This window comes from Nostoc sp. 2RC (assembly GCF_014222165.1).
GTDB classification, from domain to species: domain Bacteria; phylum Cyanobacteriota; class Cyanobacteriia; order Cyanobacteriales; family Nostocaceae; genus Nostoc; species Nostoc linckia.
Genome location: NZ_JACKZU010000237.1, coordinates 1 through 12,623 on the forward strand (window position 1 = coordinate 1; position 12,623 = coordinate 12,623).

Annotated in this window: 12 protein-coding genes and 1 pseudogene; 12 read left to right on the plus strand and 1 reads right to left on the minus strand. The window is 42.3% G+C overall.

Features of this window, described 5'->3' with window-relative positions:
* The 6 genes and pseudogenes from GNE10_RS35540 to GNE10_RS23120 form a co-directional block, all read left to right on the plus strand.
* A pseudogene (locus GNE10_RS35540) lies at positions 1-180 on the plus strand (hypothetical protein); the annotation flags it as partial.
* A complete protein-coding gene (locus tag GNE10_RS23100; protein WP_185567169.1) occupies positions 177-746 on the plus strand; it encodes a photosystem I assembly protein Ycf4 in 570 nt (189 codons plus the stop codon). The pseudogene GNE10_RS35540 and the gene GNE10_RS23100, both read left to right, overlap by 4 nt.
* Before the next feature lie 193 nt (positions 747-939).
* A complete protein-coding gene (locus GNE10_RS23105; protein WP_185567170.1) occupies positions 940-1,752 on the plus strand; it encodes a peptidylprolyl isomerase in 813 nt (270 codons plus the stop codon).
* 53 nt (positions 1,753-1,805) lie between these two features.
* The gene (locus tag GNE10_RS23110; protein ID WP_221642963.1) at positions 1,806-3,074 is read left to right on the plus strand and encodes a beta-ketoacyl-ACP synthase; all 1,269 of its coding nucleotides are present in this window, start codon (positions 1,806-1,808) and stop codon (positions 3,072-3,074) included.
* A gap of 285 nt (positions 3,075-3,359) precedes the next feature.
* Complete coding sequence (locus tag GNE10_RS23115; protein ID WP_185567171.1) at positions 3,360-4,649, plus strand: Glu/Leu/Phe/Val dehydrogenase; 1,290 nt, start codon at positions 3,360-3,362, stop codon at positions 4,647-4,649.
* Positions 4,650-4,835: 186 nt separating this feature from the next.
* Complete coding sequence (locus tag GNE10_RS23120; RefSeq protein ID WP_185567172.1) at positions 4,836-5,306, plus strand: DUF29 domain-containing protein; 471 nt, start codon at positions 4,836-4,838, stop codon at positions 5,304-5,306.
* Between the two features lie 62 nt (positions 5,307-5,368).
* On the opposite strand, the gene GNE10_RS23125 is transcribed toward GNE10_RS23120, so the two are convergent.
* Positions 5,369-6,490, minus strand: coding sequence for a Gfo/Idh/MocA family protein (locus GNE10_RS23125; RefSeq protein WP_185567173.1), 1,122 nt, complete (start codon positions 6,488-6,490; stop codon positions 5,369-5,371).
* A 525-nt stretch (positions 6,491-7,015) separates the two neighbouring features.
* Between GNE10_RS23125 and GNE10_RS23130 the strand changes: the two genes are divergently transcribed.
* The 6 genes from GNE10_RS23130 (at position 7,016) to minE (ending at position 12,364) form a co-directional block, all read left to right on the plus strand.
* A complete protein-coding gene (locus tag GNE10_RS23130; RefSeq protein WP_185567174.1) occupies positions 7,016-7,288 on the plus strand; it encodes a hypothetical protein in 273 nt (90 codons plus the stop codon).
* A 159-nt stretch (positions 7,289-7,447) separates the two neighbouring features.
* Positions 7,448-8,110, plus strand: coding sequence for a hypothetical protein (locus tag GNE10_RS23135; protein ID WP_099070143.1), 663 nt, complete (start codon positions 7,448-7,450; stop codon positions 8,108-8,110).
* A gap of 196 nt (positions 8,111-8,306) precedes the next feature.
* Positions 8,307-9,674, plus strand: coding sequence for a four-carbon acid sugar kinase family protein (locus GNE10_RS23140; RefSeq protein WP_185567175.1), 1,368 nt, complete (start codon positions 8,307-8,309; stop codon positions 9,672-9,674).
* A 265-nt stretch (positions 9,675-9,939) separates the two neighbouring features.
* Positions 9,940-10,971, plus strand: coding sequence for a septum site-determining protein MinC (minC, locus tag GNE10_RS23145; RefSeq protein WP_185567176.1), 1,032 nt, complete (start codon positions 9,940-9,942; stop codon positions 10,969-10,971).
* 259 nt (positions 10,972-11,230) lie between these two features.
* Complete coding sequence (gene minD / locus GNE10_RS23150) at positions 11,231-12,037, plus strand: septum site-determining protein MinD (RefSeq protein ID WP_096537093.1); 807 nt, start codon at positions 11,231-11,233, stop codon at positions 12,035-12,037.
* A gap of 36 nt (positions 12,038-12,073) precedes the next feature.
* Positions 12,074-12,364 carry a cell division topological specificity factor MinE gene (gene minE / locus GNE10_RS23155; RefSeq protein WP_099070140.1) on the plus strand — a complete coding sequence of 97 codons (291 nt, stop codon included), beginning with the start codon at positions 12,074-12,076 and terminating at the stop codon, positions 12,362-12,364.
* Positions 12,365-12,623 lie beyond the last annotated feature (259 nt).

Genomic DNA, 12,623 nt, shown 5'->3' on the forward strand with positions numbered 1-12,623 from the left:
GGGATGGGGCATTGGGAGTTAGGAGTGGGGAGTTGGGAGTTAGGAGTTAAAAATTATTCTCCTTGTCTACTTGTCTTCTTCCTATGCCCCATGCCCCATGCCCTAATCCAGTTGCAAGATATCCCGATTCAATGGCAGACTTTTAAAGAGAGTATCTCACAAGCCAAGGTAGTTCAATGACGGCATCAACAACGATTAACAAGGGCGATCGCCTGCTGCATCAAAACGTTCTCGGTTCTCGTCGGTTTAGTAACTACTGGTGGGCAACTATCGTTACCTTGGGAGCAACAGGCTTTCTACTGGCTGGCATATCCAGTTATCTAAAAATTAATTTACTCATAGTTACCGATCCAACTCAACTGGTATTCGTACCTCAAGGATTGGTAATGGGATTATATGGCTCTGCTGGCTTACTACTAGCCACGTACTTATGGTTAGTGATTTTATGGGATGTGGGAGGCGGTTACAACGAATTCGATCGGGAAACCAGCACATTCAAAATATTTCGTTGGGGATTTCCTGGCAAAAACCGCCGCATTGAAATTGATGGTCGCATAGAAGAGGTACAGTCTGTGCGGATAGCTGTCAAAGAAGGCATTAATCCCCTTCGCGCCCTTTATCTCCGCGTTAAGGGACGGCGAGATATACCCTTAACAAGAGTCGGACAACCGTTATCTTTAACAGAGTTAGAAACAGAAGGCGCAAAGCTAGCCCGTTTTTTAGGAGTATCCTTAGAAGGGCTTTGAGAGATTGGGCATAGGGCATGGGGCATGGGGCATGGCGAATGGGGCATAGGAAGAGGGGTAAGGGGAAAAGGCGAAAGATTAAATTTATTCCCTTTCCCTTTTCCCTTTAACCTTTTCCCTGCCCAATGCACAATGCCCAATGCCCAATTCCCTTTAAAACGATAAGATACTTAAGTTGAATCAGTAACTAGCAATGCGGTTGAAAATTTCACAATTTTTGCTTTCTGTTGCGCTTGTCAGTGCTTTGATGTTAGGAGCATGTTCAACACAGCAAGTCGCTTCTAATAATTCTTCTCCGACATCAGTAGCCACCTCAAACTCAAATGAGGCAAGTACTAAGACAACTACTGAAGCAACGCCTGTATCTCAAAATACGAATGACAGTGTTGCTGGATTCGCCAATTTACCAAGGCTGGATGGTAAGGCTACTGTGGTACTTACAGTTAAAGGCTCACCGATTACTATCGAAGTAGACGGTACTAACGCTCCAATTACAGCTGGCAATTTTGTAGATTTAGTGCAAAAGGGCGTCTACAATGGCTTAGCTTTCCATAGAGTTGAACGCGGAACTCCCCAACAACCCCAGCCGTTTGTGGTTCAAGGCGGCGATCCCCAAAGCAAAGACCCAAATTTTCCTGTAGATCAATTGGGAACAGGTAGTTATGTTGACCCAAAAACAGGAAATCCTCGCTATATACCTTTAGAAATTAAGCAAAAAGGCTCAAATACACCGATTTACAATCAAACATTTGATGCTACTGCTCAACCCGTTCTATTGCCCCACAAGCAAGGTGCAGTGGCAATGGCGCGATCGGAACCGCCAAACTCCGCTTCTTCACAGTTTTATTTTGCTCTAGCAGATATAGGATTTTTGGATGGTAGATACGCTGTGTTTGGCTATGTTACCCAAGGCTTCGATGTAGTCAACAAAATTCAGCAAGGCGATCGCATCGACTCTGCTAAAGTAACCCAAGGTGCTGAAAATTTGAAAACACCAGCGCAGTAAGAGGAGATACGGAGACGCGGGGACGCAAAGACTTCTAACACATAATTTCTAAATTGGTGAAGGTTGTTGTTACTGGTATTGGTTTAGTTTCTGCTTTGGGTGGCAGCTTAGAGGAAAGTTGGCAAAATTTACTAGCAGGTAAATCTGGAATTAGATTACTTCAACCATTTCCAGAAATAAAACCATTTCCTATGGCTTTAATAGGTAAACAGCCAGCTGATTTGACAATGCTAACTCAGTTGGTTGTTGCTTCTGCTTTGCAAGATGCTGGCTTAGTTCCACCTTTAGCTGATTGTGCTGTAATCATAGGCTCAAGTCGCTCTCATCAAGCATCTTGGGAAGTTTTGGCGCGGCAAATGTATGAGGACACAGCCATTGAAAAAGACGTAAAGAATTTCTCCTCATCTTTGCGTCCCCCTTCGGGTTCGGAAGTTTGGACTCGACGGGAACCGCCAAGACTCCAACTTCCTCACTGCATCCCCGCATCCCCACGTCCCTCTGTCCCTGCGTTCAGTTTAAAAAATTGGCTTGATACATTACCTCACATGAACGCCATCGCCACTGCACGACAAATTGGTGCCTCTGGGATAGTGTTGGCACCAATGGTAGCTTGTGCTACTGGCATTTTATCTATTGCCCAAGCAGCTTTACTCATCCAAACTGGGCAATGTCAAAGAGCGATCGCAGGCGCGGTGGAAACACCAATTACACCTTTGACTTTGGCAGGATTTCAGCAGATGGGTGCTTTGGCAAAAACTGGCGCTTATCCTTTTGATGTGCATCGAGAAGGCTTAGTGTTGGGTGAAGGCGCAGCTGTGTTTGTCTTGGAATCAACAGAATTGGCAAAGCAGCGTCAAGCAAAGATATATGGTGAAATTCTCGGTTTCGGCTTCACCAACGACGCACATCACACTAATTCACCAGAACCTCATGGAAAAAGTGCGATCGCTGCTATCAAACAATGTCTACAACGTAGTTGTTTATCACCAGCTGATATTGATTACATTCATGCTCATGGCACAGCTACCCATCTCAATGACCAAATGGAAAGTATGGTAATCCAGCATTTGTTTCCCCAAGACGTAGCAGTTAGCTCCACCAAAGGAAGCTCAGGTCATACACTAGGAGCATCCGGAGCCTTAGGTGTGGCATTTTCCCTAATGGCTTTAAAGCATCAAATATTACCCCCTTGTATTGGATTGCAGCAACCAGAGTTTGATTTAAATTTTATTACAGCAACACGCCTCAGTAATATTAACCATATACTATGTCTAAGTTTTGGCTTTGGAGGACAGAATGTAGTGATAGGTATAGGGCATTAGAGTGTTGACTGTTGACTGTTGACTGTTGACTGGGGAGTTATTATTATCGCCTGTCCCCATCTCCCCATACTTCTCTGCGAGAGGCTGCGCCAACGGCTCCGCTCAGTACAAGTCTCCCTATCTTCCCATCTTCCCATGCCCAATACCCGATTCACAATACACATCAAATTGAATAAAACTGTAACAAAAACTACAAAATTTCTATTTTTCTAAAAAAAAGGATAAGCTAGGCAATATATAAAGAATATCCGGTTCGCGCAAAGACCGCGATTGGGAGAAAATTTTATGAGTTTAGCATCTGTGTTGCCGTTGGAAGCTGCTTCTCCGGCATATATTTGTCCATTCGATCAAGCCTGTAGTTACCTGGAAGCTGCGGCTAAGGAATTAAGGTTAGATCAAGGAATAATAGAAATTCTCAGCCATCCACGCAAAGTGGTAACAGTTTCGGTTCCTGTAAAACTAGATAGTGGGGAAATACAAGTTGTCGCCGGACATCGGGTGCAACACTCTGATGTTTTAGGCCCCTACAAAGGCGGAATACGTTATCATCCGGCTGTGACATTGCGGGAAGTTTCAGCTTTAGCAATGCTAATGACATGGAAATGTGCCCTATTGGGTATTCCTTACGGTGGTGCCAAGGGTGGTATTGCGATCGATCCAAAACGTTATAGTGTCGGAGAATTAGAACGGATCAGCCGTCGTTATATCAGCGAGTTGATTAAAGATATTGGGCCTTCCGTGGATATTCCTGCGCCAGACATGGGTACTTCTGCCCGTGAAATGGCTTGGATGATGGATACTTACTCAGTGAATGTCGGTCATGCTGTACCGGGGGTTGTCACTGGGAAGCCTCTTTCTGTGGGCGGTTCCAGGGGACGAGAAATGGCAACTGGGCGCGGGGCGATGATTATTGTACGCGAGGCGCTAGCAGACCAAGGTAAATCTTTGGCGGGAGTGCGAGTAGCCATTCAAGGTTTTGGTAATGTTGGCAGTGCTGCTGCTGAATTACTATACGAAGCAGGAGCAAAAATTATCGCTGTTTCTACCAGTGCAGGGGGAGTATTTTCCCAAGATGGTCTTGATATTCCCAAGTTAAAAGCCTACGCCGCCGAAAATCACAAGAGTATCGTCGGTTATCCCGAAGCAGTAGCAATTAGCAATGCAGATTTATTAACTTTACCTTGCGATGTCCTGATACCAGCAGCTTTGGAGAACCAAATCACTGAAGAAAATGCGAATCAGGTGCAAGCGCAAATTGTTGCGGAAGCAGCTAACGGGCCGGTGACTCTAGAGGCTAGCTTATCCTTAGAAGCGCGGGGTGTGACAGTACTACCAGATATTTTGGCCAATGCTGGCGGTGTGGTGGTGAGTTATTTAGAGTGGGTGCAAGGTCTTTCTTACCTATTTTGGGATGAGGAACGCGTCAACCGCGAAATGGAACATTTGATGGTGCAAGCTTACCACCAAGTAATTCAGCAGTCGAAGAAACGGCAAGTTTCTTTGAGGTTGGCAGCTTATACACTAGGAGTAGGTAGAGTAGCTCAAGCGCTGACTGACAGGGGTCTTTATCCTTAATATTTAGGGATATACGGCTGTTTTCAATTAAATAGACAAAATGGTAGGGGCACAATATATTATATTGTGCCTGATAACGGTGTAATAGTGTGTACTATAGATAATTTTTTGATTTTATTTGTAATGATAATATTTTGAATTCAGAATCGCCTTTGACATCACAAATAATAGGAGTTGAACAAGGGTATGGTGGTACAAATAGAACCAACAGCTGAGACTTTATACGACCAAGATTATTACCTTTGGTTGAGGACAACTATCAATCAACTTCGGGCTGGACAGTTTTCTGCTGTGGATTTAGATAATTTGTTAGAAGAATTAGAAACTATGGGTAGAAGAGAGAAGCGAGCAATTGAAAGTTTATTAATTAAGCTTCTCGAACATCTATTAAAGCTCAAGTGTTGGGACGAAGAGCGAGAACGTAATCAAGGACATTGGAAAGGAGAAATTAGGACTTTTCGCAGAGAGATTAAAAAAGCTCTTAAAGATAGTCCGAGTTTAAAGCCTTACATTTTAGAAATATTTGATGAATGTTATCAAGATGCAAGAACAGAAGCAAGCGATCGCTCTCAACTTGGCATTGACATATTCCCCTTGATACCCATTGGCTCTTTAGAACAAATTTTAGATGAAAACTGGTTTCCTGTTGACCGTTGACGCTTCAGAGTCAACAGTCAACAGTGTTCTATGGAATATATTTTTACTTGAAAGTCCCTGATTTATGATTCACTTGAAGGTGCAGCAGCATGAATTAAGTCAGGAGTCTCTTTCAGAGGAGGGCGCTTGATGCTTTGAGTTACTGTGGGACGTTGATGACGATTGCGAGTTTGTATCTGTACGGGTTTACCAATCTTAATTGATTCGTAAAGCGCCTGAATGATACTAACATCAATCAGCCCTTCAATTCCAGATGGTTCTGGGTCTTTATCTTCAAGAATACAATTAGAGAAGTAAGTAAACTCAGCAGCTAATTGGTCGCGATCGTCAAAGGTACGCTCTTGGGTTTTACCATCAATTGTTAGGTAATGTTTGATTTCTCCCTTCCAAACATAGGCGGGTTCTACTCGCAAATCTCCTTTAGTACCTACAATCTGATAAGTTCCAACATTAGCCGCCCCAAAGCTACAGGTAAATGTTGCCAACCGTTCATTGGGGAAACGTAAAATGACACTAGTCATTTCTTCCACTTCGCTGAAGCGTTGTTCTCCCTTATTAGCAGCTACAGCAAATACTTCGATTGGTTCATCTTGAAATAGATAACGTGCAGCATTAATACAGTAAATGCCGATATCCTCCAGGGTTCCGCCACCTGTTACATTTCGTAAACGAATATTGCCTTCTTCTACTTGTTGAGTAAAAACAGAATTGAAAATTCGTGGTTCACCTATTTGTTGTGAGCGAACAATTTCCACTGCTTGTAAATTTGCTTCTTCCAAATGTAAGCGGTAGGCAATCATCAATTTTACACCGTTATCATTGGCAGCTTTAATCATTTCCTCACATTCTTCTTCTGTCATCGCCATTGGCTTTTCACACAACACATGAATTGCCTGATTAGCAGCCCGTACAGTGTATTCACGATGCAAGTGATTGGGCAAGGCAATATAAACTGCATCAACCTCACCACTTGTCAAACAGTTTTCATACTCCTCGTAGGAATAAGTCTGCTTTATGCCGTACTTTTTGCTCAGTTCTTCTCTTTTTGTGGGGTCATCAGAAACCAGTGCAACTAATTCAGAGTTTTCCGTGTGGGCAAAGGAAGGTAAAGCAGCTTGTTGGGCAAACCAACCTAAACCAACAACAGCATAACGAATTTTACGCTTACCATTTGTAGCAGTCATTTCTGTACCTTTTAATGAACAAAATTTACGAATTTTCAGTGATGATTATGCTTTGTTTGGCACTGGTTATTTATCAAAGAATAAATAATATCAATAGCAATTAAGCTGAAAATTTAGAGATCGAATTATGGGTTTTCATACATTTTCAATAATTTGAGAAATTAAAACATCATTCTTCTAGTAAGCTTTCGTTTAGACTTAAGGAATATTTATGGCATTGCAGTGTGAGGTAAAGTCATAACCTCAGTATGAAGCACAATAAGACAGGGTGGATAAGGGTTATACCATTTCTTTGTGAGGCTGCGCCAAATTTTCTTTCTTTCTTTCTTTCTTTCTTTCTTTGTGTCCTTTGTGCCCTTTGCGGTTCATTCCTCATGTAGTTTGGCGCATCTTCATACAGAATTGGTATTAGGGGGGATAAGAGTTAGGGGGATAAGAGTTAGGGCGAACAACCGTTCGCCCGTACAGTTTGTTGGGTTGGGGGATTGGGAAAAATAAATGTGGTGAAATTTTTCGATAAATTTGATGAAATATAATCCACAAATACACGATCGCAATTCTATCCGCCTGAGGGGATACGATTATTCTTCTGTGGGATTTTATTTTGTGACGATTTGCACCTACAAGAGACAATGTTTATTTGGTGAAATCGTTAATGAAGAAATGGTTTTGAATGAATACGGAAAAATTGTTGCCGAAGAATGGATCGAATCTTCAGAAATTCGTCAATATATCCAAAACAACCCACAATCGTGGAACAAAGACCAATCACATCCCAATATCCAATCAAAATGGTAGGGGCGAACGGCTGTTCGCCCTGGATTTATTCGCCCTGGATTTATTCGCCCTAGATATGTTTGCCTTACTGCACAGGAAAAACGCCACCACCCGTTGCTTCTCTACCAAACCCGATTAAAATAAATACGCAACTTGGGTTTCCATAGGAGTTATCCAGCCGTGCAGCCGGACTTAATAGGCTTGGAAATTAGTAAAGGGGAACTGAGACGCTTGACTGGGTTCGACCCAGAAGACGTTTTTCGTCCCTCTGTTTTGCGAGATCGCAAGAAGCGATTGGGGTTTTTGATCAATGAAATACTGGTGACATTGGCGCTAACGCCAATTATCGTTGGCTTTATTTATGCCTTTGTTATTTTGCCAACAATTGGGTCTTCAATTAAATTCGGAATTCTTTTACTAATTCTAGTGCCAATCCCGATATTGGTGGGGCGAGCGCTCTGGCGACAGTTGAGTTTTCCAGAAGGACTGACAATACTTTTAGATGAAGTTGATAAATATCATGACCTGATTAAAGCCATCGATATCAATGACCAATTAGCAGCATCAGGAAATCTAGAAAGCAGTGTCCAAGACAGAGATAGAGTCACCGCCGCCTTGCAACTGATTCGAGAAGATTTAGTCCGCGCTCTGAAAACGGAACGAATTTTGCGAGATAATAAAAATTTGCTTGCTAATAATCAAGAGTTATTTGTCAATAATTTAGCTAGTCTCCAAGCTTTACAAGTTAGCACTCAAGCAGGCGAATACGCCCAACTTTTAAATCAATCATTGCAGATTGCCATTGATGTGCAAGCAGAAATTAGAAAATTGCACAAAAGTTGAGTTGATGGTAGGTAATGGGCAATGGGCAAAGAAAGTCTCTTGAAGCTGGGATTTGACCATCAATTGATGTCTTAAACTATGCTTCAATTGCTATTTTCCCTAAAAAAACGATCGCCTGATTGGTAATTTATTGATGATAACAGCCCTCGATCGCTCTGTGAAATCAATCCAAAATCTCAAATCTAAAATCTTCTAAATGAGCAATAAACCTAAAATAATTGTCTTAGACGACGATCCTACAGGTTCTCAAACAGTCCACAGTTGCTTGCTGCTAATGCGCTGGGATGTGGATACTCTACGCATAGGATTACAGGATGATTCACCGATTTTCTTCGTGTTGACTAATACAAGATCCTTAACCCCAGAGTCAGCTGCATCTGTGACTAGAGAAGTTTGCCAAAATTTGAAAATTGCTTTGCAGGCTGAAGGAATTGATGATTTTTTGATTGTCAGCCGTTCTGATTCTACCTTGCGCGGACATTATCCCATTGAAACAGATGCGATCGCTCAAGAACTCGGCCCTTTTGATGCCCATTTTCTCGTACCTGGATTTTTTGTTGGCGAAGCCTCTCGAAGAGAGGGCGGACGTATTACCCGTGACAGCGTACATTATTTAATTGTTGGCGGCGTACCCATCCCAGTCCATGAAACAGAATTTGCCCGTGATTCGGTTTTCAGCTACCATCATAGTTACTTACCCAAGTATGTCGAAGAAAAGACTAAAGGACAAATTCAGGCCGAAGCAGTACAACGGTTTCTCTTAGCTGATATTCGCTCTGGTAGTCTAGAACGCTTGCTAAAACTGAGTAATAATCAGTGTGCTGTTGTCGATGGTGAAACTCAAGCCGACCTCAATGGCTTTGCACTAGATGTATTAACAGCAGTAAGTCGTGGTAAACGCTTTTTATTTCGCAGTGCTGCCAGCATTTTAACTGCTTTAGCTGCTTTACCTCCCCAACCAATCGCTGCTGAAAACATGGCACAATATGTCCGCCAAAAAAAACCAGGTGTGGTGATTGTTGGCTCCCATGTGAAAAAAACTACTCAGCAATTAGAGGCATTATTGCAAGTAGAGGGAACTGTGGGAATTGAAGTTGATGTAGCGCGACTACTAGATAATCAGACAAATCAATCGGCTGTACTCCTACAGGAAATTCAGGAAAGTACGCGGTTAATACATGAGGCTGGGAAAACACCCGTGGTTTATACTAGCCGTCAGGAACTAAATTTTCAGGATGTTAAGACACGATTGGACTTTGGGGTCAAGGTTTCAGCCTTATTGATGGATATTGTCCGCAGTTTACCATCTGATATCGGATTCTTAATTAGCAAGGGTGGCATTACCTCAAACGATGTTTTGAGTACTGGTCTAGCTTTAACTTCTGCACGCTTACTAGGTCAAATTTTACCTGGTTGTTCAATGGTGCTGACACCATCCAATCATCCCCAATTTCCTGATTTACCTGTGGTGCTGTTTCCGGGTAATGTTGGTGATACTGATGCTTTAGGCACAATTTATCAACGGTTGACTAAAACGTTTTTCAGTGATAATGCAAGAGAATAGTTGCTTGCAACTACTCAAGTTTTTTTAAACTAGCGATCGCACACAATTAATTCACTAATTAGAAGAATAATTGCAACATAGAAAGGGCCGAAAATCCTATTTAATCAAGGTTTTTGCCCCAGATGCTAGGCTAGGCTTGCTTCAACATAGTGCTACACCATCGTAAATCTCAAATCCAAAATGTTATAAGGATGTTGTCGTATTTTGCAAACGATCTAATATTGGTAATTATTCGGTGTATCCCCTGTCTTTTGGTTAGTACTGCATGACTTCTGATTCCGCATTACCCAATCTCAAGTCAAATTCTGCACCTCCTAATGCAGACCCAAACTCTATTAATTCCCAGGTAGAGAAAAATCCCGCTGTTTCGGATTTAGAATCAGATTCTATCCTCCCGGATGCTGAGTTAAATTCGGTACTGTTGTATTTAAAATCAAATACTGAGCTTGCGGATGTAGAACCAACTCCTGCCAAGCAGGATATAGAGTTAAATTCCGCCAACTCTATTTGGACTGATTTAGATAGTGGTGACTCACCATTATTAAGACAGCGGCCAAATCAGAATATTCAAGTCCAACTCAAAAGTGAAGGGGGAAGACTGTTATTAATTTTACCCCAGGAGTCTCAATTACCTGCATCTGAAGTTAGTTGGTCTGATATTTGGCAGCAAACCAGACAGCGCTTGAACGCTGGCGATCGCTTCCGCATACCTAATACACCAGTGCATCTAATGGCACAAGACCGTCTAGTAGATGCCAGACAACTGCAAGAACTCGCCGAAGCTTTGAGTGAAGTCCAACTGCGATTAGTATCTGTCTCCACTAGTCGTCGGCAAACTGCGATCGCTGCTGTCACTTCTGGTTACTCAGTAGAGCAATTACAACCCGTAAACTCCCTGAATACAGAGCCAAAAGCTACAGCCATACCCCAGGCAGATGCACTTTATTTAGAAATGACTGTACGCTCTGGAGTAGAAATCCGTCATCCTGGTACAGTAATTATCTTGGGGGATGTGAATCCAGGTGGTATTGTAGTTGCAGATGGGGATATTATCATCTGGGGTCGTCTACGTGGAATCGCTCATGCTGGTGCTGGAGGTAATCTTTCGTGTCTGATTATGGCCTTGCAAATGGAACCAACCCAATTGCGGATCGCAGATGCTGTAGCTAGAGCGCCAGAAAAATCGCCGATGCAATTTTCTCCAGAGGTGGCACATATTACACCCCAAGGAATTCGCATCGCCAGGGCTACTGATTTTTCCAGAAATCAATCGATCAAGACCGACAAGCAACCCTGAATATTTACTTAAAACATTAAGGATATCCAGGGTAAAACATAGCGATTTTTATGTAGATAGAATACACTACTTTAATCCATAGCCCTTTCCCCCTGGCAAAGTGTATTGTATATAACTGAAAAACGCTATAAAAAAGCACTCGTACCTGATTCTCGCCTTAGAGATTCAGATATTTCTTCATACTTGATACGATACTTCATACTTTATACTGCATTTACAGTTTTATATTTCCTGAACCCTCATTGACCGCATTTCTATCATGACTCGCATTATTGTGATTACCTCCGGCAAAGGAGGAGTGGGTAAAACCACCGTTTCAGCAAATCTAGGCATGGCTTTAGCTAAAATGGGCCGTCAAGTTGCCTTGGTTGATGCGGATTTTGGTCTGAGAAATTTAGATTTGCTGTTAGGGCTGGAAAACCGCATCGTCTATACTGCGGTGGAAGTCCTAGCAAGAGAGTGTCGTTTAGAACAAGCCTTAGTTAAAGATAAGCGACAACCGAATCTCGTACTTTTGCCAGCAGCCCAAAATCGTTCTAAAGATGCAGTCACACCAGAACAAATGAAGTTATTGGTGAATGCATTAGCCCAAAAATATCAATATGTAATTATTGATAGCCCCGCCGGTATTGAAAATGGATTTAAAAATGCCATTGGCCCAGCCAAAGAAGCGCTAGTCGTGAGTACACCAGAAATTTCCTCTGTTCGTGATGCTGATAGAGTAGTTGGATTACTAGAAGCACAAGGGGTTAAGCGTGTTCATTTAATAATTAACCGCATCAGACCCGCAATGGTGCAGGCAAATGATATGATGTCAGTGCAAGATGTTCAGGAACTTCTCGCCATCCCCTTGATCGGGGTAATCCCTGACGACGAGCGTGTTATTGTATCTACCAATCGCGGCGAACCTTTGGTATTAGGAGAAACTCACTCTCTAGCTGGCACAGCCTTTGAAAACATTGCTCGGAGATTGGAAGGGGAAAACGTCGAATTTCTGGATATCGACTCGTCCCAAGACAACTTCTTCGTGCGTCTTAGAAAGTTGTTCTCGACCAAGATTGTTTAACTTAATTTTCGAGTCTCTGCGCCAGACCTATTCGTAATGATTGAACTTCTAGAAAAACTTTTTTCTCGTGGCCCTGATAGCAGTCGAACTCAAGTGAAACGTCGCCTGCAATTAGTGATTGCTCACGATCGCGCTGACATCGACCCCCAAACGTTGGAAAAAATGCGGCAAGAAATCCTAGATGTCGTCTGTCGCTATGTCGAAGTTGAAACAGAAGGCTTAGAGTTCTCTTTAGAAAGCAACCAACGAACCACAGCTTTAATTGCAAATTTGCCCATCCGCCGAGTCAAAGGTGGTATACCTGAATGGGAAAGAGGTGATAAGTAGCCGTAATTTTAATCTTAGTATTTGTAAAATTAAAATCACGTTATAGTTTCAGCAGATAAATTCCCATTGCTTAGTTTTAAGTACATCAGTTGCTTTCACTAAGAAACTCCAAAAAATAAACTATTGCGCTTGGGGTCGTTGACTGCTCAATGCTGACTGTCAACCATCAACGGTGAACAGTTAACAATTAACAGTCTTCTATTGAATATTTTTTTACTTGGAAACCCATAATATCATGTCCGCTTGATTACTTATTAAA